The 26038-nt window shown below is 69.2% G+C and carries 20 protein-coding genes; 13 read left to right on the top strand and 7 right to left on the bottom strand.

Going from position 1 to position 26038, the window contains the following annotated elements:
• Positions 1–99 precede the first annotated feature (99 nt).
• The 9 genes from ABN273_RS44690 (at position 100) to ABN273_RS44730 (ending at position 9040) form a co-directional block, all read left to right on the top strand.
• Positions 100–1326 carry an ROK family protein gene (locus tag ABN273_RS44690; protein ID WP_349455655.1) on the top strand — a complete coding sequence of 409 codons (1227 nt, stop codon included), beginning with the start codon at positions 100–102 and terminating at the stop codon, positions 1324–1326.
• A gap of 125 nt (positions 1327–1451) precedes the next feature.
• Positions 1452–2585, top strand: coding sequence for an inositol-3-phosphate synthase (locus ABN273_RS44695; protein ID WP_349455656.1), 1134 nt, complete (start codon positions 1452–1454; stop codon positions 2583–2585).
• Positions 2582–3427, top strand: coding sequence for an SCO3242 family prenyltransferase (locus ABN273_RS44700; protein WP_349455657.1), 846 nt, complete (start codon positions 2582–2584; stop codon positions 3425–3427). The genes ABN273_RS44695 and ABN273_RS44700 overlap by 4 nt, the downstream gene beginning before the upstream one ends.
• Positions 3397–4290: a sugar phosphate isomerase/epimerase family protein gene (locus ABN273_RS44705; RefSeq protein ID WP_349455658.1), complete on the top strand. Its 894-nt coding sequence runs from the start codon at positions 3397–3399 to the stop codon at positions 4288–4290. Before ABN273_RS44700 ends, ABN273_RS44705 begins: the two co-directional genes overlap by 31 nt.
• Positions 4235–4741 carry an EboA domain-containing protein gene (locus tag ABN273_RS44710; RefSeq protein WP_349455659.1) on the top strand — a complete coding sequence of 169 codons (507 nt, stop codon included), beginning with the start codon at positions 4235–4237 and terminating at the stop codon, positions 4739–4741. Before ABN273_RS44705 ends, ABN273_RS44710 begins: the two co-directional genes overlap by 56 nt.
• Complete coding sequence (locus tag ABN273_RS44715; RefSeq protein ID WP_349455660.1) at positions 4742–5587, top strand: TatD family hydrolase; 846 nt, start codon at positions 4742–4744, stop codon at positions 5585–5587.
• Positions 5588–5589: 2 nt separating this feature from the next.
• Positions 5590–6702 carry a metabolite traffic protein EboE gene (eboE, locus tag ABN273_RS44720; protein ID WP_349455661.1) on the top strand — a complete coding sequence of 371 codons (1113 nt, stop codon included), beginning with the start codon at positions 5590–5592 and terminating at the stop codon, positions 6700–6702.
• Positions 6702–8033 carry an alkaline phosphatase family protein gene (locus ABN273_RS44725; protein ID WP_349455662.1) on the top strand — a complete coding sequence of 444 codons (1332 nt, stop codon included), beginning with the start codon at positions 6702–6704 and terminating at the stop codon, positions 8031–8033. The genes eboE and ABN273_RS44725 overlap by 1 nt, the downstream gene beginning before the upstream one ends.
• 47 nt (positions 8034–8080) lie before the next feature.
• On the top strand, positions 8081–9040 hold the full coding sequence (locus tag ABN273_RS44730; protein ID WP_349455663.1) for an aminoglycoside phosphotransferase family protein: 960 nt from the start codon (positions 8081–8083) through the stop codon (positions 9038–9040).
• 20 nt (positions 9041–9060) lie between these two features.
• Here the strand turns inward: ABN273_RS44730 and ABN273_RS44735 are convergent, their stop codons facing one another.
• From ABN273_RS44735 to ABN273_RS44745, 3 genes are read right to left on the bottom strand one after another with little or no spacing between them, the layout of a single operon-like run.
• Positions 9061–10746, bottom strand: coding sequence for a ThuA domain-containing protein (locus ABN273_RS44735; protein WP_349455664.1), 1686 nt, complete (start codon positions 10744–10746; stop codon positions 9061–9063).
• Between the two features lie 10 nt (positions 10747–10756).
• Positions 10757–13576: a carbohydrate-binding protein gene (locus ABN273_RS44740; protein ID WP_349455665.1), complete on the bottom strand. Its 2820-nt coding sequence runs from the start codon at positions 13574–13576 to the stop codon at positions 10757–10759.
• Positions 13577–13626: 50 nt separating this feature from the next.
• Positions 13627–16008: an RICIN domain-containing protein gene (locus tag ABN273_RS44745; RefSeq protein ID WP_349455666.1), complete on the bottom strand. Its 2382-nt coding sequence runs from the start codon at positions 16006–16008 to the stop codon at positions 13627–13629.
• A 335-nt stretch (positions 16009–16343) separates the two neighbouring features.
• On the opposite strand from ABN273_RS44745, the gene ABN273_RS44750 reads away from it, so the two are divergent.
• Together ABN273_RS44750 and ABN273_RS44755 are read left to right on the top strand one after the other, a co-directional pair.
• The gene (locus ABN273_RS44750; protein ID WP_349455667.1) at positions 16344–17081 is read left to right on the top strand and encodes a FadR/GntR family transcriptional regulator; all 738 of its coding nucleotides are present in this window, start codon (positions 16344–16346) and stop codon (positions 17079–17081) included.
• A gap of 376 nt (positions 17082–17457) precedes the next feature.
• Positions 17458–18906: an arabinofuranosidase catalytic domain-containing protein gene (locus tag ABN273_RS44755; protein WP_349455668.1), complete on the top strand. Its 1449-nt coding sequence runs from the start codon at positions 17458–17460 to the stop codon at positions 18904–18906.
• A 106-nt stretch (positions 18907–19012) separates the two neighbouring features.
• Here ABN273_RS44755 and ABN273_RS44760 read toward each other — a convergent pair whose 3' ends face one another.
• Genes ABN273_RS44760 through ABN273_RS44775 form a run of 4 tightly spaced genes read right to left on the bottom strand, consistent with a single transcriptional unit; the run spans position 19013 to position 23258 of the window.
• Positions 19013–20176 carry a mandelate racemase/muconate lactonizing enzyme family protein gene (locus ABN273_RS44760; protein ID WP_349455669.1) on the bottom strand — a complete coding sequence of 388 codons (1164 nt, stop codon included), beginning with the start codon at positions 20174–20176 and terminating at the stop codon, positions 19013–19015.
• A gap of 1 nt (position 20177) precedes the next feature.
• Positions 20178–21005: a carbohydrate ABC transporter permease gene (locus ABN273_RS44765; RefSeq protein ID WP_349455670.1), complete on the bottom strand. Its 828-nt coding sequence runs from the start codon at positions 21003–21005 to the stop codon at positions 20178–20180.
• Complete coding sequence (locus ABN273_RS44770) at positions 21005–21976, bottom strand: carbohydrate ABC transporter permease (RefSeq protein WP_349455671.1); 972 nt, start codon at positions 21974–21976, stop codon at positions 21005–21007. Before ABN273_RS44770 ends, ABN273_RS44765 begins: the two co-directional genes overlap by 1 nt.
• 4 nt (positions 21977–21980) lie before the next feature.
• The gene (locus tag ABN273_RS44775; RefSeq protein ID WP_349455672.1) at positions 21981–23258 is read right to left on the bottom strand and encodes an ABC transporter substrate-binding protein; all 1278 of its coding nucleotides are present in this window, start codon (positions 23256–23258) and stop codon (positions 21981–21983) included.
• A gap of 137 nt (positions 23259–23395) precedes the next feature.
• Here ABN273_RS44775 and ABN273_RS44780 point away from each other — a divergent pair, with 137 nt between their 5' ends.
• Both ABN273_RS44780 and ABN273_RS44785 read left to right on the top strand, forming a co-directional pair.
• Positions 23396–24166 (top strand): FadR/GntR family transcriptional regulator, encoded by a 771-nt coding sequence (locus ABN273_RS44780; RefSeq protein WP_349455673.1) that lies wholly within the window; start codon positions 23396–23398, stop codon positions 24164–24166.
• Positions 24167–24545: 379 nt separating this feature from the next.
• Complete coding sequence (locus ABN273_RS44785; RefSeq protein ID WP_349455674.1) at positions 24546–25901, top strand: lectin; 1356 nt, start codon at positions 24546–24548, stop codon at positions 25899–25901.
• Positions 25902–26038 lie beyond the last annotated feature (137 nt).

Genomic DNA, 26038 nt, shown 5'->3' on the forward strand with positions numbered 1-26038 from the left:
GCTTATATCCCTCATGTTGCGGGATGCTAAGCGGGCTTATGTCGACGGTCAAGCAAAAGTTCCCACCGGTACGACATAATCTGGAGGAGATCACGAAAGATGTCGTCCCGACGAACGGAGCAGGTGTTGACTGAGAGTACGCCGATCGACACCAGTGGCTCGGCCACTGGCGCAGGGGTCCTGCTCTCGATCCTGCGCGACGGGCGGCCCCGCACCCGCGCCGAGCTGGCCCAGCTCACCGGATGGGCCCGCTCGACGCTGTCGCTCCGGCTGGACGCCCTGCTCAATCAGCGCCTCGTGGCAGCGACCGACGATGCGATCCAGTCCGGCGGGCGTCCCGCGACGACGTTCGCCTTCAACCAGAGCGCACGGGTCGTGCTGGCGGCGGACCTGGGCGTGACGCACGCCCGGCTCGCCGTCACCGACCTCGCGACCGCCGTGCTCGCCGAGCGCAGTGCCGAGATGCCCGTCGACCGGGGCCCGGTGCCCGTGCTGACCTGGCTCGTCGAGAGCTTCCACGAGTTGCTCGGCGAGTGCGGACGCGGCATCGCCGACGTGTGCGGCATCGGCGTCGGCCTCCCCGGCCCGGTGGAGCACGACACCGGCAGGCCGGTCAACCCGCCGATCATGCCGGGGTGGGACCGCTTCGCGGTGCCCGAGTGGCTGAGCGCCCGGCTCGGCGCCCCGGTGCTGGTCGACAACGACGTGAACATCATGGCGCTCGGCGAGTACTGGGCGATGCGATCGCAGGTCAAGCACATGATCTTCGTCAAGATCGGCACCGGTGTGGGCTGCGGGATCATGAGCGAGGGCCGCCTGCATCGCGGCGTCCAGGGAGCGGCCGGCGACATCGGCCACATCCGGGTCCCGTCGTACGAGGATGTCGTCTGCCGTTGCGGCAACACCGGATGCCTGGAGGCCGTGGCGGGCGGTGGCGCGCTGGCCGCCCGCCTGCGCGCGGCGGGTGAGGACGCCTCCGACAGCCGCGACGTCGTCAGGCTGGTGCGAGCGGGCAACGTCTCCGCGATCCAGGCGGTCCGGCAGGCCGGCCGGGAGATCGGCACGATCCTGGCCTCGGTCGTCAGCTTCTTCAACCCCTCGCTCATCGTCATCGGCGGCGACCTCGCGGAGGCGGGCGAACACCTGCTCGCCGGCGTCCGCGAGGTGGTCTACAGCAGGTCTCTGCCGCTGGCCACGCAGCACCTCGGCATCCTGGCGAGCGAGCTCGGCGACCGCGCGGGCATCACCGGTGCGGCGGTGATGGTGCTCGAGCACGTGCTGGCGCCCGAGGCGGTGGACCAGGCGGTGATGGCCGTAAGCAGCTGATGATAAGACAGCCGTTGGGCGTCCTTATGCTTGACCATCGACAAAAGTAGCTCTTACCATCGCGGATACACACAAACCGGATGCCTTCCGCATGCGGGGGGTAGTCCCGACACGATGGAGCTTTCATGGACAAGCTCGGTGTGTGGCTTATCGGGGCACGGGGATCCGTGGCGACCACTGCCATCGTGGGCGCCGCGGCCATCAGGGCGGGAGCCGCGTCCCCGCAAGGATGTGTGAGCGAGTCCCCCGGCTTTCCCGGGCACCTGGTTCCGCTGGCCGACCTGGTCTTCGGCGGCCATGACATCACCGAGACGTCCTTACGCAAGCGCGCCGAACAGCTGGGCAGAGCAGGGGTCATCTCACCGGACCTCCCGGGGCTGCTCGCGTCCGATCTGGACGCCGCCGACGCCGAGATCAGGCCGGGCTACGTCCCCGGCGACGGCGGCCGGGCCGCGGCCCGGCTGATCGACGACATCGCCGGCTTCCGCGCCCGGCACGGGCTTGCCCGGGTGGTCGTCGTGAACGTGTCGTCGACCGAGCCCCCGGTGAACTCGCGCCCGGAGTTCGAGAGGCTGGCCGGCCTCGAGGAGCGGCTCGCCGCGGGGGACGACGTCCTGCCGCCGAGCTCGCTGTACGCCTATGCGGCGTTCCACGCCGGGTGCGGCTATGTGGAGTTCACCCCTTCCACCGGGCCGGCCCTGCCCGCCCTGGCGGAACTCGCCGCCCACCGGGGCGTGCCGTACGCGGGACGTGACGGCAAGACCGGCGAGACCCTGATCAAGAGCGCCCTGGCGCCCATGTTCGCCGACCGCGCACTGCGGGTCCGCTCCTGGTCCGGGCTCAACCTGCTCGGCGGCGGCGACGGGGCGACACTCGCCGATCCGGCCGCCAGATCCAGCAAGCAGCTCTCCAAGGACCAGGTCGTCGCGAAGGTCCTGGGAGGACCCGTCGAGGGGGAGACGCACATCGACTACGTCCCGGATCTCGGAGAGTGGAAGACCGCCTGGGACCACGTGACCTTCGACGGCTTTCTCGGCGTGCGGATGACGCTGCAGTTCACCTGGCAGGGCTGCGATTCGGCGCTGGCCGCTCCGCTCGTCCTGGACCTGGCCCGGCTGGTCGCCCGCGCGCACGAGAAAGGGCGGCACGGCGTGCTGCCCGAGCTCGGCTACTTCTTCAAGAGCCCGCTGGGGACGGACGAGCACGCGCTGGCCGCCCAGTACGCCCGGCTGCGCGCCTTCGCCGAGGAGCTGTCATGAGGGCGCTGCTCGAGCTGGTCCGCGCGCCGGCCGCACTGTCGGTGCCGGGGGACACCATGGCGGGGGCCGCCGCCGCGGGGCGGCGTCCGGCACCGGGCCTGGCCCTGGCGTCGGTGCTCATGTACTGGTCGGGGATGGCGCTCAACGACTGGGCAGACCGTGAGGCGGACGCCGTCGAGCGTCCTGAACGCCCGATCCCGTCAGGCCGGGTCCACCCGGGCGCCGCGCTCGGTCTCGCGGCCGCCCTGACCGGCGCGGGCCTGGCCAGCGCCGCCGTCGCCGGCGGCCGTCGCGGTCTCACCGTCGCCGGCCTGCTGGCCGGCGCGGTTTGGGCCTACGACCTGGGCCTCAAACGGACGGCGGCGGGACCGGCGTCGATGGCGGTCTGCCGCGTGCTGGACGTGCTCCTGGGCGCCGGCGAGCAGGCCAGGGCCGCCGTGCCGGCGGCGCTGGCGATAGGCGCGCACACCTACGGGATCAGCGTTCTGGGCCGGGCCGAGGTGACGGGGGCGGCACGCGGGACCGCCGAGCGCGCGCTCGTGGCCAGCACCGCGGCGGCCGGGCTGGCGGCCGCCTCCTGCGTGCGCAACGGAGCCGCCGCCCGGGCCGGAGCGGGAGTCCTCATCGCCGGCTATCTCGCCTCCACCCTCCCGGTCCAGGCCGGGTTACGGACCCATCCCGACCCCGAGAACGTGCGGCAGGCCGTCCGCCTGAGCATCCTCGGCCTGATCCCGCTCCAGGCGGCGGCGGTCGCCGGTGGCGGGCGGTTCACGACGGCGGGCGCGCTGCTGTGTGCGCTGCCTTTGGGAAGGTGGCTCTCATCCCGGCTGGCGACATCGTGAAGTGGGCCTACTGCACCAACGGCTTCGCCGGCCACCGGCTTCCTGAGGCGCTCGCGGTCCTGGCCGATCTGGGGTACACCGGTGCGGCGATCACACTCGACCACGGTCATCTCGACCCCCACTCCCCCGGCCTGGCCGCGGAGGTGTCGCGAATCGCCGGGCTCCTCGAACGCCTCGGCCTCGATGCCGTCGTCGAGACGGGCGGGCGTTACACCCTCGATCCCCTGCGCAAACACCATCCGACCCTCATCAGCGACGACGCCGAACGCAGAGTGGAGTTCCTGATCACGGCGATGCGGGTCGCCGCCGATCTGGGCGCTCCCGTGGTGCATCTGTGGAGCGGGGTACGGCCCGACGGCATGCCGGAGGCGGAGGCGTACACGCGGCTGGCCTGCCAGTGCGCGCGGCTGCTCGACGAGGCCGACCAGGTGGGCGTCACGCTGGGATTCGAACCCGAACCCGGGATGCTCGTCGCCGACCTGGACGGCTTCGAGCGGCTGCGTGCGATGCTCGGCGCCCATCCCCGGTTCGGTCTCACCCTCGACGTCGGGCACTGCCACTGCGTGGAGCGGGAAGACCTGGACACCTGTGTCCGCCGGGCGCTGCCGTACACCGTGCACGTGCAGATCGAGGACATGCGCCGGGGGGTTCACGAGCACCTGGAATTCGGCGAGGGGGAGATCGACTTCGTGCCGGTGCTCGCCGCTCTGCACGGCTACTCGGGTCTGGTGGCCGTGGAGCTGGCCCGGCACAGCCATGCGGCCCCGCAGGTCGCCCGCCGATCGATCGAGTTCTTGAGGAGGGCACATGAAGGAGCCGGCACAGGAGTGGCTGGCACAGGCCGTCCGGCAGGTCGAGACTGACCCGCACGCGATCCACCGGCTCTTCCCGCAGGCCGAACGGCGGGGCGGCCCCGGCGCCCGGCGCGCGCTGCTCGGCGCGCTGCACGGCGACCACGCGGTGATCCGCGGACTGTACGAGGCCGGCGACAGCGGCGAGCGGCTGGCGATTTTGACCGTCCTGCATGAGCTCGGTCTGGAAGGGACGGCGGTCGGGCTGGTGGAGGACGCGCTGCGCACCAATGACGCGCGGCTGGTCGCCGCGGCCCTCGGCCCGTACGGCTCGGCGTGGCTGGACGACCACTCCTTCCGGCAAGGGGTGCTCAAGTGCGTCTTCATGTCGATCCCGCTGGCGGCGGTGGCCGAGCTGGACCGCCGCTTCGACGCCGAACTGGCCCGGATGTTGTCGGACTACGCGGCGGAGCTGCGGGCGGCCGGCCGGCCCGTCCCGCGCGACGTCCTGGAGAGGAGCTGAATGCGCATCTTCGACCCCCACATCCACATGACCTCCCGGACCACCGACGACTACCAGCGCATGCACGCCGCGGGGGTCCGAGCCGTCGTCGAACCCGCCTTCTGGCTGGGGCAGCCCCGTACCAACGTGGGCAGCTTCCTCGACTACTTCGACGCGCTGCTCGGCTGGGAGCCGTACCGCGCCGCGCAGTACGACATCCACCACCACTGCGCGCTCGCGCTCAACCCGAAGGAGGCGAACGATCCGCGGTGCGCGGGGGTGCTGGCCGAGTTACCGCGATACCTGCTGAAGGACTCCGTCGTCGCGGTCGGCGAGGTCGGCTACGACTCGATGACAGCAGCGGAGGAACGGGTCTTCGAGGCCCAGCTCGCCCTGGCGCAGGAGAATGATCTCCCGGTACTCGTGCACACGCCGCATCGGGACAAGGCCGCGGGCACCCGCCGGACGCTCGACGTGGTCCGGGCCGCCGGCACGCCTCCCGAGCAGGTGCTGGTCGACCACCTCAACGAGATGACCGTCGGCATGGTCGCGGACTCGGGCTGCTGGATGGGGTTCTCGATCTACCCCGACACCAAGATGGACCCGGACCGGATGGTGGCCCTGCTCAAGGAGTACGGCACGGACAGGATGCTGGTGAACTCGGCCGCCGACTGGGGACGGAGCGACCCGCTCAAGACGCGCGAGGTGGCCGACGTCATGCTCGCGGCCGGCTTCGGCGAGGACGACGTGGATCGGGTGCTGTGGCGCAATCCGGTCGCCTTCTACGGGCAGAGCGGCCGACTCGACCTCGGGACCGGCTCGGAAGCCGACCCGGACTACGCCGGCAACACGATCAAGCGGGGCTGACCATGCGGCTGCGCCATCCGGACGGCTCGACGGTGCACCTGTCCTACTGCACCAATGTCCACCCCGCCGAGGATCTCCCCGGCATCCACGGTCAGCTGTCCGGCGTCGCCGCGCGGGTCAGGCGCCTGCTCGGCGTCGAACGGCTCGGGCTCGGGCTGTGGCTGTCCCAGCACGCCGCCGCGGACCTCCTCGCCCGGCCCGAGGAGCTGGCCGGGCTGCGCGAGCGGCTGACCGCGCTCGGGCTGGAGGTCGTGACCCTCAACGGGTTCCCCTACCGCGGCTTCCACGACGAGATCGTGAAGTACCGCGTCTACACCCCTGACTGGGCCGACGAGGAGCGGCTGCGCTACACGCTCGGGCTCGCCGAGATCCTCGCCGCGCTGCTGCCGGACGACGTCACCGAGGGCACGATCTCCACCCTTCCCCTCGCCTGGCGGACCGGGTGGACGAGAGCGAAGGCGGCGGCGGTCATGGCCAATCTCGACGCGGTCGCCCAGGGCCTGCGCGCGCTGGCCGGCCGTACCGGCAAGGTGATCCGGCTGGGCTTCGAGCCGGAGCCCGGTTGCATCGTCGAGACGACGCCCCAGGCGACCGCTCTGCTGAGCGACGTGGACCACGACTACCTCGGACTCTGCCTGGACGCCTGCCACATGGCCGTGGGTTTCGAGGAACCCGGCGCGGGCGCCGGCAGCGGGCTGCCGGTCGTGAAGCTCCAGGCGTCGTGCGCCTTGGAGGTCCCGCCGGGGGCACAGCGGGCGCTGGCCGCGTTCGACGAGGCCCGTTTCCTCCACCAGACGCGCTCCGCCACCGGATACGCCGACGACCTGGGCGAGGCCCTGGCCGGTGGCCTGCCCGCGGACGAGAGCTGGCGCGTGCACTTCCACGTCCCGCTGCACGACGCGCCGCCCCCTCCGCTCGCCACCAGCGCCCCCTACCTGCGTGACCTGCTGGACGCGCTCCTCGGCGGAGAACGGCCGCTGACCAGGCACGTCGAGGTGGAGACCTACACCTGGAACGTGCTTCCCGGTGCGCCGGCCGACATCGCGGAGGGCATCGCCGCCGAGCTCGACTGGATGCGGGGGCAGCTCGCCGCCCTCGGGCTGAAGGAGACGTGATGGCACCGCTGATCGTGATCAATGTCGTCGGGCTCACTCCGCGGCTGCTCGCGCACATGCCGAACGTGGCGAAGGCGGGCGCGGCGGCCGCGCTGCGGCCCGTGCTCCCGGCCGTCACCTGCTCGATGCAGGCCACCCTGCTGACCGGTTCGATGCCCCGCGACCACGGCATCGTCGGCAACGGGTGGTACTTCCGGGATCTCGGCGAGGTGCTGCTGTGGCGCCAGCACAACGCGCTCATCCAGGGCGACCAGCTGTGGACCGCCGCGCCCGGCCTGCGCACCGCCAACGTCTGCTGGTGGTACGCGATGGGCGCGCCGACCGACCTGCTCGTCACCCCGCGCCCCGTCTACCACGCCGACGGCCGTAAGTCGCCCGACTGCTACACCCGCCCGCCCTCACTCCACGACGACCTCGAGGCCGCGCTGGGACCGTTCCCCCTGTTCACCTACTGGGGCCCCAACGCGGGGATCGCCTCCTCCCAATGGATCATCGCCGCGGCCCGCCGCATCCTGGCCCGCGAACGGCCGGATCTGCTGCTGGTCTACGTGCCCCACCTCGACTACGACCTCCAGCGGTACGGCCCCGCCGGTCCCGAGGCGATCGCCGCGGCCCGCGCCGTCGACGCCGCGCTGGCTCCGCTCCTCGCCGAGGACGCCGAGGTGGTCGTGCTCTCGGAATACGGCATCACCCCGGCGTCCCGCCCGGTGGACATCAACCGGGCGCTGCGCACCGCGGGTCTCCTGGAGGTCTACACCCAGGCCGGGATGGAGTACCTCGACCCGTGGACGTCCCAGGCCTTCGCCGTCGCCGACCACCAGGTGGCCCACGTGTACGTGCGAGATCCCGCCGATCTCGACCGCACCCGCGCCGTCATCGCCGAGCTGGCCGGCGTGGACGAGGTGCTCGACCAGGCGGGGAAGGCGAAGTACGGGCTCGACCACGAACGGGCCGGTGAGCTCGTCGCGGTGGCGGAGCCCGACGCCTGGTTCACCTATTACTACTGGCTCTCCGACGACCGCGCCCCCGATTTCGCCAGGCTCGTGGACATCCACCGCAAACCCGGCTACGACCCCGCCGAGCTGTTCATGGACCCGAGTGATCCGTTCGTCAAGCTCCGCGCCGCGGCGGCGCTGGCCAGGAAGAAACTGGGCTTCCGCTACACGATGCAGGTGGTGCCGCTCGACCCGGCGCCGGTGCGGGGCAGTCACGGCCGGCTGCCCGATGTCCCCGACGACGGCCCGCTGATCATCGGCCCCTTCGACCGTGACTCCTATGAGGCGACCGAGGTCAAGGGACTCCTGGCCGGCCTGGCCCGGAGCAGCCGCTGACGGAAAATGCCTGGCTGAGCCGGTACAGCTGCTGATCTAATGCGCACATGGAGATCTCGCTGAAACCTGAGGCGGGCCGCGTCGCCGATCCGTGGCCCGGATACTTCGCGGACCGCGGACACCCAGGGGCCCGCCGTATCGGCGCCGGCGTCGAGGGCGTCGTCTACAGGCTGGGCGGCGGCCAGGTCGCCAAGGTGTGGACCGGGCGGCCGCCGACCGAACTCACCCGCCACGTGTACGCGGACATCGCACAACACCGGCTGCCATTCGCCACGCCGGAGATCTTCCAGGTCCACGAGCACGAGGGTGTCGTGGTGACCTACGAGCGTGAGCTGCCGGGCGTCCCGATGCGGGGCGACTCCGCGCACGAGGACTACGAGCGCGAGCTGCCCGTTCAGCACAGGAACGCGCTGCTCGCCGTCCTGCGTGGCCTCGCCTCGGTGCCGGGTACGGACGCCATGCGTCAACTGACCGTGCAGGGCGACGACCGTCCGCTGTGGCAGGGTCACGACCGTTTCCAGGACGCGCTCGCGGCCCTGGTCGTCCGAGCCATGGGGCGGCACGGCCCTGCGCTGGCCGTTCGTGTGCCGGACTTCAGCGCGGGGATCGAACGCACGCTGAACGCCCTGCGGTCGCTTCCCGACGCTCCGGTCACAGCGATCCACGGTGACCTCGTGCCGCCCAACATCCACACCGACGCCGCCGGCCGGCCCGTCGCCGTACTCGACTTCGGCTTCTACACGACCGCAGGCGATCCGGCCTTCGAGGCGGCCGTCACCGCGGCCGTCTGGGACATGTACGGCACGTACGCCGAGGAGCACGCCGCCGAACTCACCCGGTTCTTCGCACAAGAACTCGGCTACGCGCCCGCCGTCCTCACCGCCTACCAGGCCGTATACGCACTCACCACGTACGATCTGTTCGGCATGGACGACAGGGACGGGCACTTCCGGTGGTGTGCCGAACAGTTGCGCCGCAACACCGTGTTCAGCACCCAGGTGTCGTGACTACGGCCACTCGTTGATCGCTAGACGCGGGTCCAGCGCTGGTTGGTTCCTCCGGTGCAGGTCCAGATGCGCGCTTTGGTGCCGTTGGCGGTGCCGCTGACGTCCAGGCACTTGTTCGCCCCCACCGCGGTGACGGTGCCGTCGGCGTTGAGGCGCCACTTCTGGTTGCTCTGCCCGTTGCAGTCCCAGATGATCACGGCGGTGCCGTCCGCGGTGCCGGCCCCGTTCACGTCCAGGCACTTGCCGCCGTAGACTCGCAGCTCACCGGAGCTGGTGGAGGTCCACTGCTGGTTGGCCTGTCCGTTGCAGTCCCAGATCTGCGCCTGCGCGCCGTTGGCCTGCGAGGCGCCGCTGACGTCCAGGCACCGCCCAGACCCCACACCCCGCAGCGCGCTCGTACCGCCCGGTGTGCTGGTCAGTTCCTTGACGCGGATGTTGCGGAATGACACCACGTCGCCGGATCCGTGGTTTTGGATGCCGATGTAGCCCTGCTGGAGCGAGCGGACCGGATCGGTGTTGGTGAAATCATTGATTTTGGTGCCGTTCAGGAAGACCTGCAGCCGCTCGCCCTCCACCAGCAGCTCATAGGTGTTCCACTGACCCGGCGGGTTCAGCGCCGCGTCGCGGGCGGCGATGTCGGCGGCCTTGAACCCGTAGATCGCCCCGGTCGTCTTGTCCGGGGTGTCGGTCGCGTCGATCTGCACCTCATATCCGGTGTTGAGCGCCGCGTTGGGGTCACTGGTGGCAGGGAACCCGACGATCACGCCGGAGTTGGAGTCGCCGGTCACCTTCCAGTCGAGCTTGAGGGAGTAGGAGCGGAACTCCTTGGCGCTGTACCACAGCATGCCCATGCCGCCCTGGGAGGTCAGCGTGGCGTCGCTGTTGGCGAACGACCCCGGCCCTGCCTGCGACCAGCCCGTCGTCGAGCCGTTGTACAACGTCGTGTACCCGGTCTCCGGGCGGCAGTCGGCGTTGGTGGCCCTGGCCGCGTACCGGATTCCGCCGAGCAGCAGCGTGCGGAAGTTCGGATCGGCGTACGACTCCTTGGTGTGCCCCAGGCCGGTGTAGAAGGCGCGGCCGGAGGACTGGGGATGGCACCAGGTGATCGGGTGATCGCCCATGCCGCCGCCGCTGTAGCTGCCCTCGTCCAGGCTCTGCAGCACCCGGACGTTCGAGCGGGGGTTGGAGCGGTAGTTGTACCACTCGTCGGTACGTGACCAGGTCGCCCCCAGGTGGGCGGTCGCGGCGTGCGCCCGGTCCTCGTTGCGCACGGTGGCCTGCTGGATCGCCGGGTGGTTGTTGAACCAGGCCCCCATCAGCTGCCCGTAGTACGCCCAGCTGTACTCGGTGTCCGCGGCCGAATGCACACCCACGTAACCGCCCCCGCCGTCCACGTACGTCTGGAAGGCGGCCTGCTGGTTGTCGTTCAGCACATCACCGGTGGTGTTGAGGAACACCACCGCCTTGTACTGGGCCAGGTTGGCCGTGCTGAAGGCGTTCGAGTCCTCGGTGGCGTCGACTGCGAAGTCGTTGGCGGCCCCCAGGTCGCGGATGGCCTGGATTCCGTTGGGGATCGAGTCGTGCCGGAACCCGGCCGTCTTGGAGAACACCAGCACCTTGAAGGCGGCTGCCTGGGCGGGAATGGCGGGGATCATCGTCGCGGCGGCGGCGATCGCCGCCACCGTCACTGACAGGCGTCGCAGCATGGGTGTCCTTTCAGACTCGGGTCCAGCGCTGGTTGGTTCCTCCGGTGCAGGTCCAGATGCGTGCTTTGGTGCCGTTGGCCGTGCCGCTGACGTCCAGGCACTTGTTCGCCCCCACCGCGGTGACGGTGCCGTCGGCGTTGAGGCGCCACTTCTGGTTGCTCTGCCCGTTGCAGTCCCAGACGATCACGGCGGTGCCGTCCGCGGTGCCGGCCCCGTTCACGTCCAGGCACTTGCCGCCATAAACCCGCAGCTCACTGGTACTGGTGGAGGTCCACTGCTGGTTGGCCTGGCCGTTGCAGTCCCAGATCTGCACCTGCGCGCCGTTGGACTGCGAGGCGCCGCTGACGTCCAGGCACCGCCCAGACCCCACACCCCGCAGCGCACTCGTGCTCCCCGGGGGCGAGGTGCCGGTGTCGAGGGTGAAGGCGTCCACGTCGAACAGGTAGCCCTGCCCTGTCGCGCCGCGGAAGACCAGGTACAGCGTCGTCGTGCCAGCCGGCGCGCCGCCGAGGTTCGCCGAGACGTCGGTGAAGGTGTCCCAGCTGCCGGTGCTCGCCACGTTCACCGTTCCCAGCAGCGTGCCCGTCGCCGAACCGGCCCGCACCTCGATCCGGCCGCCCGCGCCGGCCGAGGAGACCCGGGCGGTGATCCTCGTCGCGTTGCCCAGGTTGTACGGCTGGAAGGAGACCCAGTCGCCGTCGTCGGTGAAGCCGACCGTCTTGCCGCCTTCCGCGGTGGCGTGGTCAGCCGTCTGGATGCCCTGCTGGGCGCCGAAGTGCTCGGCCTGCCGGTGCCGCGGCTGTAGCGTACGGGCGCTGGTGGAGGTCAGACCGCCCTTGTCGGTGTAGGAGGCCTCGAAGACGCCGTAGATGTTGGCCGCGGTGTCATGCTCACCGTCGGCCGGCAGCGGGATGGAGCCCGAGCAGCCGGTCTTGGAGGTGATCTGGTGGCGGTGGCTGTCGTGGCCGAGGAGGTAGGCGACGGTGACCCCGGCGCAGTCGATCGTGCCGTCCTCCGGGTCGGTGACGGTGACCTGGAAGGGCACGGTGTCACCGAAGGAGAACAGCTGCCCGTCGGCAGGGGTGATGAGGCTGACCGCCGGCGCGGTGTTACCGACGTTCACGATCACGCTCGCCGTGCCGGTGAGCCCTTGCGGGTCCCGGACCGTGAGCGTCGCCGTGTAGGCGCCGTTCGTCGTGTAGGTCTTGCTCGGATTCGCCGCCGTGGAGGTGGTGCCGTCGCCGAAGTTCCACGAGTACGTCAGCGCGCTGCCCTCCGGGTCGGAGCTGCCCGCCGAGGAGAAGTTCACCGTCAGCGGGGCCGGTCCCGACGTCTTGTCGGCGGACGCCCTGGCGATCGGATTGCGGTTGGCGTTGCCGATGTACTCGATTCGATACAGCGCCTGGTTGTTGTTCCCAGTGCCGTAGTCGAGGACGTACAGGGCCCCGTCAGGGCCGAAGGCCATGTCCATCACCTGCGTCCCCGACCAGGGGAACGCCGAGATCTCCCCGTAGGCGCCGTCCGGCCTGACCTCGATCGCCTTGATCCAGCGCCGGCCGTACTCACCGGCGAAATACCGCCCGTCGAGCGCCTGGGGGAACTTGACGGCCGAGTTCAGGTCGGGGTCGTAACGGTAGACCGGACCACCCATCGGCGACTCCGACCCGGAGCCGAACTCCGGCGGACTCCCGGCGTCCCCCGCGTACCTGATCCACGCCGGCTTCGCCGGAGGCAGCGTGGTCAGCCCGGTGTTACGGAAGGAGTTGTTGGTCGGGCCGCCCGCGCAGTTGTACTTCGGACCGGTGCCGTTGGTGGCGAAGTTCCATTCGTTGTAGGTCTCGCTGGTGGTGTTCGTGCCCGTGCAGTACGGCCATCCGTAGTTGCCCGGGCCGGTGATGCGGTCGAACTCCACCTGCCCGCTCGGCCCGCGGTTGGGGTTGGTCACACCCGCGTCCGGCCCGTAGTCGCCGAGGTAGACGATGCCGGTCGCCTTGTCCACGCTCATCCGGAACGGGTTGCGGAAGCCCATCGCGTAGATCTCCGGCCGGGTCTTCGCCGTCCCCGGCGGGAACAGGTTGCCACTGGGAATTGTGTAGGTGCCGTCGGCCTGCGGCTTGATGCGCAGGAGCTTGCCGCGCAGGTCGTTGGTGTTGGCGGCCGAGCGCTGCGCGTCGAACTGCGGGTTGCGGTCGGTCCGCTCGTCCAGCGGGGAGTAGCCGCTGGACTCGAAGGGGTTGCTGTCGTCGCCGGTGGTCAGATAGAGGTTTCCGGCGGCGTCGAAGTCGATGTCCCCGCCCACGTGACAGCACTGGCCACGGTCGTTCTGGACCCGCAGGACCACCTTCTCGCTGGTCATGTCGAGAGTGTCGTCCGATTTGAGGGTGAACCGGGACAGGTGCAGCTCGCCCTTCCACTGGTCGAACTGGGCCTGCGTGCCGTTGCCCGGCGCATCACCGTTCGGCGTGCTCAGCCGCGGCGAGTAGTAGAGCCATAAGTACCGGTTCGACGCGAAGTCAGGGTCCACCGCCGCACCCTGCAGGCCCTCCTCGTCGTGACTGTAGACGTTGAGCCTGCCGGCCACCTTCGTGTTGCCGTTGACATCGGTGACGCGTACCGTGCCGTCGCGGGCCGTGTGGACCACCGACCGGTTCGGCATCACGGCCAGCGACATCGCCTCCCCCAGCTCCGCACCTCCCGACGCGAGAGACACCTGCTGGTAGTCAGACGCCGGGATGACGAGGGCGTTCGCCGGGGAGGCGTTGAGCGCGAGTGCTCCGGGAGTGACCAGCGCCATCGTGGTCAGCAAGGTGAGCCACGGACGTCGGGACATGAGTGTTCCCTCCTGACAATGGGGCGCCGAGGGCGCGTCGTCGGACGGCGTCAGGCGCGGGCCCACTTCTGGTTGGTGCCGCCGGTGCAGGTCCAGATCTGCACCTTGGTGCCGTTGGCGGTGCCGTACCCGGTCACGTCCAGGCACTTGTTCGCCCCCACCGCCGTGATGGTGCCGTCGGCGTTGAGGCGCCATTTCTGGTTGTTCTGCCCGTTGCAGTCCCAGATGATCACGCTGGTGCCGTCCGCCGTCCCTGCCCCGTTCACGTCCAGGCACTTTCCGCCATAAACCCGCAGCTCACTGGTACTGGTGGAGGTCCACTGCTGGTTGGCCTGTCCGTTGCAGTCCCAGATCTGCACCTGCGCGCCGTTGGCCTGCGAGGCGCCGCTGACGTCCAGGCACCGCCCAGACCCCACACCCTTGAACGCACCCGTGCTGCCCGAAGGCCCGCCCTGGGGCCCGGCGGACGCCATCACGGCCTGGGCGCCGGCCGGCCAGGCGCCGTTGGTGACGGTGACGTTGTTGTTCACCACGTTGCCGCGGTCGCCGTTGGTGATGTTGGTGCTGCCGTTGGTCGACCAGTTGCCGGTGACGGTGAAGTTGCCCATGTTCTCGCCGTACCAGTAGTTGGCGGTGGCCCAGGTGCCGGTGTTCGAGAGCACGTTGTTCCTGACGGTGTAGTACCTGGAGCCCTCGTCGAAGTAGATGCCGAACCAGCCGTTGGTGCGCAGGCAGTGGTTGTCGCTGATCACCGCGCCCGGGTTCCACGACAGGGTGTAGATGCAGCCGCCGTCGGTCATCTGTCGCATGACGTCGTGCACGTAGTTGCCGATGAGCCGGTTGCCGGAGGCGGTGGTGGGCGTGGTGTAACGCGGCTGGAAGTCGTACAGGCCGCGGTCGGCGTAGTGGGTGCTGCCGCCCGGCTCGTTGGCGCCCCAGCCGTACCCGATCGACATGCCGGTGTACGGCATGTTGTAGACCTCGTTGTGGGACACGTCGGTGTTGGTGACGTAGGTGGTCAGGACCGAGACGACGCCCCGGTGGTCCAGACCGAGGTCGTGGATGCGGTTGTTGCTGACGGTGATGTTCCGGTTGACCATCCGCTGGTCACTCGGGTGGTGAGCGTCGGCGCGCACGCCGCCCACCACGATGCCGCCGGCCGAGCTGCGGGCGATCTCCGACCGGGTGACCGTGATGTCGGCGGCGCCCAGTCCGACACCGCTGGCGTGCGCGTTGGCGTCGTTGCCGATGCCGATGGCCGTCTGCCCCAGGTTGACGAAGCGCGAGTCGGTGAAGGTGATGGTGTTCGCCGCGGAGACCTGCACGGCGGCGGGCATCTGGGACCAGTGCGGCCGGGTCGCCTCGAACTGGCGGCAGCCCTGATGGCAGGAGGTGAAGGCGGGCCAGCTCCAGTTGCCGGCCATGTAGGCGCCGGTCTGCTGGTCCACATAGCCCTGGTTGCCGCTGGGACCGAGCCAGCTCGTGCCGGTGAAGGTGATCCCGCTGAAGGTGATGTGGTGCGCGGGCGCGTCGTACGTGCCCCCGACGTGCACCAGCGACTGCAGCACCGGCAGCTCCACGCTGAGGTTGCCCATGTTCTGTCCGGCGAGCGGGATGTAGGACAGGGCGCCGGTCGCGGGGTCGAGGTACCACTCCCCCGGCGAGTCGAGGAACTCGTAGGCGTTGGCCAGGTAGAGCGGCCCCGCCCGGTGCGGGCTGGTGAAGGTGTCGTACCCGAAGTTGTTGTTGTTCCAGGCGGGCTGCCGCATCGTGATGAGGTTTCCGCTGATGCTCTGCACCGGCGCGTACCGGTCGGTAAAGGAACCGACGCTCTCCATCTCGATCCGGCTCTGGTTGGCGAGGTTGTTCAGATAGCTCAGCGCGCCGCTGGTGAACCTCATCCCGGTGCTGCTCGCGGTGAAGTCGGACCGGTTGACGGCGGTGCGCGCCCGGGTGGCGAGCGCGCCGTCGACGTACAGCTGCCGGGTGTCGATCCCGGCGCCGACGTCGGCGCGCCAGATGTTCTTCGCGGAGTCGGCCGGCGACCAGCCGGTGACCGCCCTGGCTCCGCTGATGACCGGAACGGCCCCTGCCGCGGCCTGCCATCTGACGGAGTAGCCGTTGTTGCCGGAGTCGGCGGCGGTCAGCCGGAGCGGCGCGGACAGCCGATACACCCCGCCGGCCAGCTCCACGACGATGTCACCGGACATCTCAGCGTTCAGCGAACGTACCGCCGTCTGCGCCGCGGCCAGCGAGCACGGCTGGGCGGACGTGCAGGAGGTGCCGGTGCCGGCAGGTGACGCGTACAGGGTGGTGGTGGCGGCAAGGGCCGGGGTGGCGGCGACGACGAGGGTGAACGCCGCGGCCAGCGCCGCAGCGACGATGCCGATCAGAATCGGCCTCAGCGCCGTGGCGGGCGAAGATGACTGCACGGTGGTTCCTTTGGGGGGACGGGTGTGGCCAGGTCACGCCCTGCTGCTCAGGCAGGTGACGCCCTTCTGAGGGTCTTCGCTACTAATTACGTTGTGAGTATTGATACCCGTCAAGGCCTTAAGCCCGCTTATTTCGCCATTCGCACATCCAAGGCATGGCCACAGTTAGCCGCTTTCCTTCTTTCACCAGCGGCGATGCCCGCCAATGCGTACGCCCGCGCCGATCGCTCTCGTATGAACCGTTCATATGTGTCGTACTAATCGGCACTACGTCTGAACTTGGGAGGGCACCCTCATCAGTCATACTTTGCAGGGAACGGCGAGGAGGAAGCACGGTGACCGACACCCCGCGCGAGAGCGGATACCGGCCGGGTTACGAGGTGGCAGCCGAGCAGGTACTGGAGCTCATCGTCCGGCTCGGCCTGCGTCCGGGCGACCGCATGCCGACCGAGATCGAGCTGGCCCGGCAACTGGGCACCAGCCGCACCGTGGTACGCGAGGCGGTGAAGATACTGTCCGCGCTCGGCCGGGTACGCGCCCAGAAGGGCCGCGGCCTGTACGTGGCCGACGACGAGGGGATGTTCGGCACCGGGCGCTGGGCGTCCTTCTTCCTCCCGACCGACCTCGACCACGTCTACATGCTGTTCGAATTCCGCCGGGCGCAGGAGATGGAGACCAGCCGGCTGGCTGCCCGCCGCGCCAACCCTGCGGAGCTGAGGACCATCGAGGAGGCGGCCGGCTTGTGCCGCCACGGCTTCGAGACCGGACAAGAAGACCTGTTCAACAAGGGCGACGACACTTTTCACGCCGCCATCGCCACGGCCTCGCACAACATGTTCCTCCAGGTCGCCGTTCGAGAGGCCCGCAGACTGCAGGCGCAGTCCAACCTCATCGGGCTGCGCGGCTCGGTGGGCGGGCACGCCGCCAAGGCCGTCGAGGAGCACGAGGCCATCTACCAGGCCATCCGCGCCGGTGACCCGGAAGCGGCCGCCCAGGCCGCGGCCACGCACATCGACAACACCCTCGACGACTACCGGAGAGAGATCCAGCAGCGCCTCTTCTCATCCCAGTGATCCGGCCATCCGAACCGGTTCGCCCAGCTGGGAACCGACGGGATGTGATCAGCCGAGTCGGCGGCGGATGAACGTTTCATCGAGCCCGACTGCGAGCGCCGCCGATGAGCGCCCTGGGGCAGGGCTTCCGGCAGGCAGGCGGACAGGACGGAGCCTTGACAGGCGGTCCGCCCGTCGTATGTGCTTCGCTGTACACCGCCGTCTCCCCCTCCTCAGTTGATTCAATACATTAGCGAATCGATTCGCATGGGCCTCCAAGCGCGGCTGTCTCCGTCTCGCCCTACCTCCGAGGAGTACGACAATGCAGCCTTCATCCGTTCCCTTATCGGGCCGTGCGAGGCGTGGGTGGCGCTCTCGGGCGGCCGTCGTCGCGTCTGTGGTGGCGGCGCTGGCAATGCTCCTGGCCACCGCCCTGACCTGGTCGGCACCGGCCTCGGCAGCGACCGCGCCGCTGGTGGGCGTGGGATCGGGGCGGTGCCTGGACGTCAGCGGCGCCTCGCAGACGAACGGCGCGCAGGTGCAGATCTGGGACTGCAACGGACAGGCCAACCAGCAGTGGACCTCCACCAGTTCCGATGAGCTGCGAATCTACGGCACCAAGTGCCTGGACGTTTACGGCGCCGGCACCGCCGACGGCACCAGCGTGATCATCTGGGACTGCAACGGCCAGAACAACCAGAAATGGCGCCTCAACGCCGACGGCACCGTCACCGCGGTGGGGGCGAACAAGTGCCTGGACGTCAGCGGCACCGGCACCGCCAACGGCACCAGGGTGCACATCTGGACCTGCCACGGCGGAAACAACCAGAAATGGACCACCGGAGCGGAGCCCAGCCCGACGCCGACCCCGCCGCCGCCCGGCGCGCGCCCGTGCGACATCTACGCCTCAGGCGGCACGCCATGCGTGGCCGCGCACAGCACGACACGGGCGCTCCACGGCTCGTACAACGGCAACCTCTACCAGGTCAGGCGCTCCTCCGACAACACGACCAGGAACATCGGCGTGCTGAGCGCGGGCGGTGTCGCCGACGCCGCGGCGCAGGACTCGTTCTGCGCCGGCGCCACGTGCGTCATGACCGTCGTGTACGACCAGTCCGGGCGCGGCAACGACCTGTGGTACCAGGGATCCAGCGTGGTCCCCGGCTCCCCTCAGAGCAGGCCCGCGATCGCGACCACCGAGTCGCTCACCGTCGGCGGCGGCAAGGCGTACTCGCTCTACATCAATCCCGGCAACAGCTACTGGCGGGACGGCCACCTGACCGGTGTGCCCACCGGCAGCGCACCCGAAGGCATGTACATGGTCACCAGCGGCACCCACGTCAACGGCGGCTGCTGCTTCGACTACGGCAACAGCGAGACGACCAGGAAGGCCGACGCCGCCGGCGCCATGGACGCCATCAACTTCAGCACGCAGTGCTGGTTCGGCGGCTGCCAGGGAACCGGCCCCTGGGTCCAGGCCGACCTTGAATGGGGGCTCTACCCCGGCGGCAGCCAATCCTGGAACCCCAACCAGCGGGCCTTCCCCCACAAGTTCGTCACCGCCACGCTGAAGAACAACGGCACGACCCGGTTCGCCATCAAGGGCAGCAACGCGCAGTCCGGCAGCCTGTACACCCTGTACGACGGGCCGCTCCCCAACGGCTACAGCCCGATGAAGAAGCAGGGGGCCATCGTCTTGGGAAGCGGCGGCGACTGCTGCAAGCCCGACGGCGGCGCCAATCTCAGCGCCGGAACCTTCTACGAAGGAGCTGTGGTCGCCGGCTATCCCACCGACGCCACGGAGAACGCCGTCCAGGCCAACATCATCGCCGCCGGCTACCGCTGACCCGGTCCCAGGACGGGACCCTCGGCGAACCCGGACGCCGGCCACCTACTCCGCCCATCAGGGGGAGACGGTGGCCGGCATCCGGACGAGGCCGGACACCGGGACACTAGGTCTGCTGGAAGCCGCCGGTGACCGCCAGCAGGCGTCGTCCGGCGTGCTCCGGCCGGATGTTGGGGCCCTCGGCGGCCCTGGCGTCCGGCCGGCGGGTGAACGCGTTGATCGCGTGCTCGTCGATGGTGATGCCGAGGCCCGGCGAGTCTCCGAGGATGAACGCGCCGTCCTCGACGTACAGGTCGAGCGATACTCCGAGCGGCGGGTGCAGGTCCTGCAATTCGCTGGCCAGGTGGTTCGGCACCGACGTCGCGGCGTGCAGCAGCGCGACCGGCGTGGTGCCGATCGGGCTGACCGGCAGGTCATGGGCGTGCGCCAGCGCGGACACCCGGAGGAAGTGGGTCACCCCCCAGACCACGGCCGTCTGGACGATGTCGACGGCCCCCGCGGCCAGGAGTGGACGGAACTGCTCGAGCCCGGTGAGGTTCTCCCCCGTGGCGACGGAGGCGCGGATCCCGCGACCGACGGCGGCCAGGCCGTCGGCGTCCCACCGCCGGACCGGCTCTTCGATCCACGTGAGATCCAGCGTGCGTTCGAGCTCGCAGACGTGCCGGACCGCCTGCTTGCGCGTCCAGGCCTCGTTCACGTCGAGCATCAGGCCCGGCCGTGATCCGTGCCCGGCCTCGGTCAGGACGTCCCGTACCAGCGTCAGGCGGTGCCGGTCGCGTTCAGTGTCGAGGCCGCCCTTGATCTTGGCCGCGCGCAGACCGTGCTGGGCGTAGACCTGGTAGACCGAGACGAGTTCGTCGTCGGTCAGGCCGATGTCGAGGCCCGAGGCGTAGGCGGGCACCCGCCGGTCGCGCCCGCCGAGCAGCCGCCAGAGCGGCTCACCGGCCGCCTGTGCCTTGATGTCCCACAAGGCGGTGTCGAGTGCGCCGATCGTGCCGAACACGGCGCCGGCGTGGCCCGCCTTGAAGGTCTGTCGCAGCATGCGGTCGTAGAGCGCCGTCACGCCACGCGGATCCTCGCCCTCGATCGCGGCGAAGACAGCGTCGATCTCCACGTGCGGCCCGAGGCCGATGCCGGTGATCCCCTCGTCGGTGTCCACCATGACGAGCGGCACCAAGACCACTCCGTCGGCGAAGACGCCGTTGGCGTCACCGACGGGACGGCCCCAGTCCTGGATCGTCGTCGTGGTGCGATACCCCGTGATCCGCATGTCAGCCCTTCGTGGAACCGGCGGTGACGCCGTCGGCGATCTGGCGTTGGAGAAACAGATAAATCATCAGCACGGGTATCGCGGCGATCAGGACTCCCGAGGCGAAGGTGGGGATGTCGTCGGAATACTGTCCGCGCAGCGCGTTGACCCCGGTCATGAGGGTGCGATGTTCTGGCGACGGCATCATGAGCAGGGAGATGAGCACGTCGTTCCAGCAGAACAGGGCGTCGAGAATGCCGACCGACAGCAGTGCCGGAACGCCCAGCGGGAGCATGATCCGCCGGTACACGCCGTACACCGTGTTCCCGTCGATCCTGGCCGCGTCGACGATCTCCGCCGGAATGGTCCGGTAGTGGCTCGTCATCAGGAAGACGGTGAACGGGAGGAACTGCGCGACGTAGGCCAGGATCAGTCCGGGGTACGTGTCCATGAGCCCGCTGTCGGCCATGACCCTGGTGAGCGGCACCATGATCACCTGGAACGGGATGAACAGCCCCGCGAGACAGCCCAGGAAGATCACCGAAGAGCCGCGGAAGCGCAGCTGACTCAGCGCGAAGCCCGCCATCGACCCGAACAGCAGCAGCAGGGCCACGGCGAATGCCACGACGACGAACGAGTTGACGAAGTACCGCGCCATTCCGGCGCCGGCCCACGCCTCGGCGAGGTTGTCCCAGCGCAGGGAATCCGCCGGGGAGAACCGGTCGAGGATGTAGTCGCGCCGGGTCTTCATCGCGACGTTGGCCGTGAACACGAGAGGATAGATCGTCGCCAGGGCGAGAACGGCCATCGGGACAGCGGCCACCCACCTGGCCAGACGCCTGCCGGGCATCAGTCCTGCCTCCCCGCGCGGCGGAGCAGAGTGATCTGCAGGAGCCCCACCACGAGCATGACGACGAAGAGCACCGTCGAGGCGGCCGAGGCGAGCGCCGGCCGGTTCATCTGTCCCTGCTGGTGCCAGATGTAGTACTCCGGCAGGTAGGTCGCCCCCTCCGGGCCGCCGCTGGTCATGACGAAGAGCAGGCCGAACATGGACGTCAGCATCCCGATCATCGTGGTCACGAAGACGAATTGAATGGTGCGCGTCAGGCTCGGGATGATCACGTGCCAGATGGTCCGGCGGAGCGACGCGCCGTCCACGCGGGCGGCGTCCAGCAGCGAGGCGTCCAGGGTGCTGAATCCGGCGAGGAACACCACCAGGGCCATCCCGAACGTCGCCCATACGTGCACGCCGACGACCGTGAACATGGCGATGCCCGGATCGCCGAGCCAGTCGACGGGGCCGACGCCGATCGCCCCGAGGACGGCGTTCAACGGGCCGTCGTACCCGAGCAGGAGGTTGAAGATCGCGCCGACGATCACCGGTGAGAGCACGGCCGGGAAGAAATAGACGCTGCGGTAGACCCGATGACCCGGCACGCGCAGATAGATGAAGGTCGCGAGCAGACCCGGAATCGCCACCGCCACGGGAAGCAGCAGCACCAGCAGCCCGACGTTGCGCAGCGCGGTGCGGAACAACGGATCGCCGGCCAGCTCCAGGTAGTTGCTCAGGCCGACGGGGGTTCCGTTGAGCTCGCCGTCACCTGTGAAGGAGAAGTTGACCCCCAGGACCAGCGGCCACAGTCGCAGCACCACGATGATCAGTGCGGCCGGGGCCACCAGAACGTAGGGCGCGAGGCGCTCGGCGCGCGCCCCACGGGTGGTACGGGCGTCCCGGCGGCGTCCCCGGTGCTTGACGGTCGCTGCGCCGGCCCGCCCGGAGCCGGCCGGTCGGACCAACGGCGACGGGCCTCCGATCGGCACGCGGTCAGCCCGCCCGGTCGGAGGCGGCCAGCTGCTCCACGGCCTTGTCCACGGTGGTCGACCCGCTCAGGAGCTGCTGGGACAGCCTTCCCATCAGGTCCAGGGTCTTGGAGGACAGCGCCACGTGCAGGGCGGGCTTGCCGGTTTTGATCTCGGACGCGATCGTGGCGGCGGCCGGGCCGGCCTGCGAGACGTCGATCGTCGTGTCGGACGCGATCGCGCCGGCCTTGGCGTAGAACGCCGTCAAGGCGTCGGTCGAGGTCAGGGATCGCGCCAGATCGGCGGCCAGTTCGGGGGCCTTCGTCCACTTGGCGACCGCGTAGCCGATGCCGCCGTCGTACGGAAGACTCGGGGTGGCTCCGTCGGTGACGACGGGGGCCCGCATGACGCCTATCTTGTCGGGCGGCAGGAACTCGCCGAAATCCTTCCAGTGCCCGATGTCCGACATCAGCCCGATGATGTGAGCGGCCTTACCGGTCTCGAAGACTCTGAAGATGTCGGTGAACATCGCGGTGGAGTTGGCACCGTCGTTGTTCAGCCCTTTGTCGCCGGCGTCCTTCCACAGCTCGAAGATCCGCCGCACGTGAGGAGAGGTCCAGTCGCGCTTCCCGGCGATCCAGTCGTCGTACTCCTGAGGCGTCAGGACGCCGGATCCGAGGCCCGACAGGAAGAACTGGATGCCGATGCCTTCCTTGTTGCCGAGCGCGAAGCACGTGGCCCCGGTCGCCTTCTTGATGGCGGCGCAGCCGCTGACGAACTCGTTCCAGGTCTTGGGCGGGTTCGCCGGGTCGAGGCCGGCCTTCTCGTAGAGCGTCTTGTTGTAGTAGATCGGGTGCCCCTGCAGGGTCACCGGCGCGGCGTAGACCTTGCCGTCCTTGCTGAACGCGTCCCAGCCCGCCAGCCGGCTCTTGTCCTCGGCCACGTACTGGTCCAGCGGAAGGAGCCCGTCGACCCGGTCGCGGATCTGCCCTCCCCCGTTGAAGAGCATGACGTCCGGCCCCTTGTTGGACTGGATCGCCGTGCCGAGCAGGGTGTAGTACTGGTCGAACGGCTGGGCGACGAACTCGACGGTGACTCCCGGATGCCGCTTGGCGAAGTCGGCCTTCGCCTTCTCGATGTAGGCGGTGGCGGCCGGCTCACCGGACTTCCAGTCCCAGACCACGAGCTTCTGCTGCTTCTGCTGCGAGTCCTCAGAGGGGGAGTCCGTCCGGGCCGCGCTCCCGCAGCCGGCCACGGCCAGTGCCGCGACCAGCAAGGCCGACCATAACGCTCGCTGTTTCATCGCTGTCCGCCTTCCGGGAGCGTCCCCTGGACCCTGACGTCTCCAGGCCAAACGTAATTCGTATGACGTATAACGTCAATGGACCTCCCGTATACTGACGCGGTGGCGCTGTCACTTGCCAGGCCACCGGAGGCGACATGACGGCATCGCAAGAAACGTCCGGCAGTGTCCCGGCGCCACCGGCCTGGGTACGACGCCCGGCCAGTCTCGCCGGAGCGGTGACAGCCGAGCTGGTGGAGCGCATCGTTCGCGGTGTGCACCCGCCGGGCACGCCGCTGCCCCCCGAGCCCGCGCTGTGCGAGGCCTTCTCCGTGAGCCGCACCGTCGTGCGCGAAGCGGTGAAACTCCTGCAGGAGAAGGGACTGGTACGGGTCCGCCAGGGCTCCGGGACCATGGTGACCCCACCGGCGATGTGGGACATGCTCGACGAGCTGGTCCTCGCCGCGACCATCGCCGAGGACGAGAGTCTGGCGATTCTCGACGACCTCGTCGTCACACGGCGCGTGCTGGAGTCCGACATGGCCAACGTCGCCGCCCGCCTGGCCGGGCCGGACACCATCGAGCAGCTGCGCGCACTGGTGGATCGGATGGACGAGCTCGTGGACGACCCGGTGACGTACGCCGAAAGCGACCGCGCCTTCCACGACACGATCATGCGGGCGTCGGGAAACCGCATCGCCCGTGGCGTCGTACGGGCGCTGGAAAGCCAGGTCGTCAACACCGCCCGGTACTTGGGCCGGACCGAGCGAGCCCTGTGCGTGGCGTCGAACCTCGGCCACCGCCGCATCTACGAACGCATCGCCGCCCACGACCCCGACGGCGCGGCCGAGGCGATGTTCAATCACATCACCGAGGCCTGGACCGTCCGCCGCAGCGGAACGGCCGATCCCGTACGACTTCGGCGTTAGTACGGTCGCACCCGCGAGACCGGGCGCGCGGAACGATTCGATTGACCGTCGGTGAAAGTTTCATCGCGAGGCGTCACTGATGGCCAGGGCCGCTTCTCCTGGTCAGGCGCCGGAGCGGCGGGGTCGTCTCAGGTGTAGGCGCTCAATGTCAACAAGGCCGAGCCTTGACAGGTCTTGTCACGGTCATATTTGCTCCGCTGCACCATCGCCTCCAGCCGCCCGGAAGAAAGGAGATCCGATTGCGGCGGCATTGAGTGAGCGCTAACACTTCGGGAACTCGACCGGCCGGCCGCCGACGCCCTCGCCCCCCGAAAAAGGTGGTGAAAGTGGCTTCCCAGTTAATGTGTGTCACCACGAGAACGGCAAAGGAATTTGCGTGATGTCGAGGCTCAGGTATCTCTTAACCGCTGTCGCGTCCGCTGTACTGCTCGTCGTCCTGGCCACGGTGCATACGGCGCTGGGCGACAGCGCGCCCACGTCGCTCGCGCAACAGAGCGCCCTCGCGCCCACCGCGGGATGCGGCAAGACTCCGACACTGAGAAGCGGTCCACAGTCGATTACGACCAGCGGCAAAAATCGCAGCTACATCCTGAGAATTCCGGACAACTACAACAACACCACTCCCTACCGATTGATATTCGGGTTCCACTGGAATGGCGGCACCGGCAACGATGTCGACTCGGGCGGAACCAGCGGGTACCCCTGGTCCTATTACGGGCTCAGGGCGTTGTCGAACAACACCGCGATCTTCGTCGCGCCTCAGGGAATCAACAACGGCTGGGCCAACTCGGGCGGTGAGGACGTCACCTTCGTAGACGACATGATCCGCCGGATCGAGGCGGACCTCTGTGTGGACACCGCCCAGCGCTTCGCCCTGGGCTTCAGCTACGGCGGCGGCATGAGCTACGCGCTCGCGTGCGCCCGGGCGACGGTCTTCCGCGCGGTGGCGGTCTACGCCGGCGGGCAGCTCAGCGGGTGCAGCGGCGGCACCGAGCCCGTCGCGTACATCGGACTGCACGGCCTCAGGGATCCGGTGCTCAACATCTCCGCGGGCCGGTCGCTGCGTGACAGGTTCGTCAGGAACAACGGCTGCACGCCCCAGAACCCGCCGGAGCCGGCGCAGGGCAGCCTGACGCACATCGTCACCTACTACTCGGGGTGCAGGGCCGGGTATCCGGTCGCATGGGCGGCATTCGACGCGGGTCACACTCCCGGTCCCGTGGACGGGAAGCCCGGCGACTTCGAACCCGGCGAGAATTCGTGGACCAGGCCGGTGGTGTGGAATTTCTTCACGCAGCTCGGAGGCGGTAACCCAACGCCGACGCCGACCCCCACGGGTAATCCGCCGGCGACGAGCGCGCTCAAGGGTGTGGGGTCTGGGCGGTGCCTGGACGTCAGCGGCGCCTCGCAGGCCAACGGCGCGCAGATGCAGATCTGGGACTGTAACAGCCAGGCCAACCAGCAGTGGACGTCGACGGCCGCGGGTGAGCTGCGGGTGTACGGCGGCAAGTGCCTGGACGTGAACGGGGCCGGCACCGCCGACGGCGCCAGCGTGATCATCTGGGACTGCAACGGGCAGAACAACCAGAAATGGCGCCTCAACGCCGACGGCAGCATCACCGCGGTCGGCGCGAACAAGTGCCTGGACGTGTCCGGGTACGGCACCGCCAACGGCGCCAAGGTGCAGATCTGGACCTGCCACGGCGGCACCAACCAGCAATGGACCCGCGTCTGACAGCCCGTGACCGCTGACCACACGCCATCGCCGGGGTGAGTCATCACCCCGGCGATGGCCACGAGCACGCAGGCACGTACATGGTGCAGGGCTCGTGCTCGTGCCCAACGGAGGCCGTCCACCCGCAACCCCCATGG

This window comes from Nonomuraea sp. B19D2, from assembly GCF_040137845.1.
Lineage (GTDB): Bacteria > Actinomycetota > Actinomycetes > Streptosporangiales > Streptosporangiaceae > Nonomuraea.

Coding starts and splice junctions, on each gene's coding strand:
- ABN273_RS44690 (WP_349455655.1), top strand. CDS start 100: ATGTCGTCCCGACGAACGGAGCAGGTGTTGACTGAGAGTACGCCGATC.
- ABN273_RS44695 (WP_349455656.1), top strand. CDS start 1,452: ATGGACAAGCTCGGTGTGTGGCTTATCGGGGCACGGGGATCCGTGGCG.
- ABN273_RS44700 (WP_349455657.1), top strand. CDS start 2,582: ATGAGGGCGCTGCTCGAGCTGGTCCGCGCGCCGGCCGCACTGTCGGTG.
- ABN273_RS44710 (WP_349455659.1), top strand. CDS start 4,235: ATGAAGGAGCCGGCACAGGAGTGGCTGGCACAGGCCGTCCGGCAGGTC.
- ABN273_RS44715 (WP_349455660.1), top strand. CDS start 4,742: ATGCGCATCTTCGACCCCCACATCCACATGACCTCCCGGACCACCGAC.
- eboE (WP_349455661.1), top strand. CDS start 5,590: ATGCGGCTGCGCCATCCGGACGGCTCGACGGTGCACCTGTCCTACTGC.
- ABN273_RS44725 (WP_349455662.1), top strand. CDS start 6,702: ATGGCACCGCTGATCGTGATCAATGTCGTCGGGCTCACTCCGCGGCTG.
- ABN273_RS44730 (WP_349455663.1), top strand. CDS start 8,081: ATGGAGATCTCGCTGAAACCTGAGGCGGGCCGCGTCGCCGATCCGTGG.
- ABN273_RS44735 (WP_349455664.1), bottom strand. CDS start 10,746: ATGCTGCGACGCCTGTCAGTGACGGTGGCGGCGATCGCCGCCGCCGCG.
- ABN273_RS44740 (WP_349455665.1), bottom strand. CDS start 13,576: ATGTCCCGACGTCCGTGGCTCACCTTGCTGACCACGATGGCGCTGGTC.
- ABN273_RS44760 (WP_349455669.1), bottom strand. CDS start 20,176: ATGCGGATCACGGGGTATCGCACCACGACGACGATCCAGGACTGGGGC.
- ABN273_RS44765 (WP_349455670.1), bottom strand. CDS start 21,005: ATGCCCGGCAGGCGTCTGGCCAGGTGGGTGGCCGCTGTCCCGATGGCC.
- ABN273_RS44775 (WP_349455672.1), bottom strand. CDS start 23,258: ATGAAACAGCGAGCGTTATGGTCGGCCTTGCTGGTCGCGGCACTGGCC.
- ABN273_RS44780 (WP_349455673.1), top strand. CDS start 23,396: ATGACGGCATCGCAAGAAACGTCCGGCAGTGTCCCGGCGCCACCGGCC.
- ABN273_RS44785 (WP_349455674.1), top strand. CDS start 24,546: ATGTCGAGGCTCAGGTATCTCTTAACCGCTGTCGCGTCCGCTGTACTG.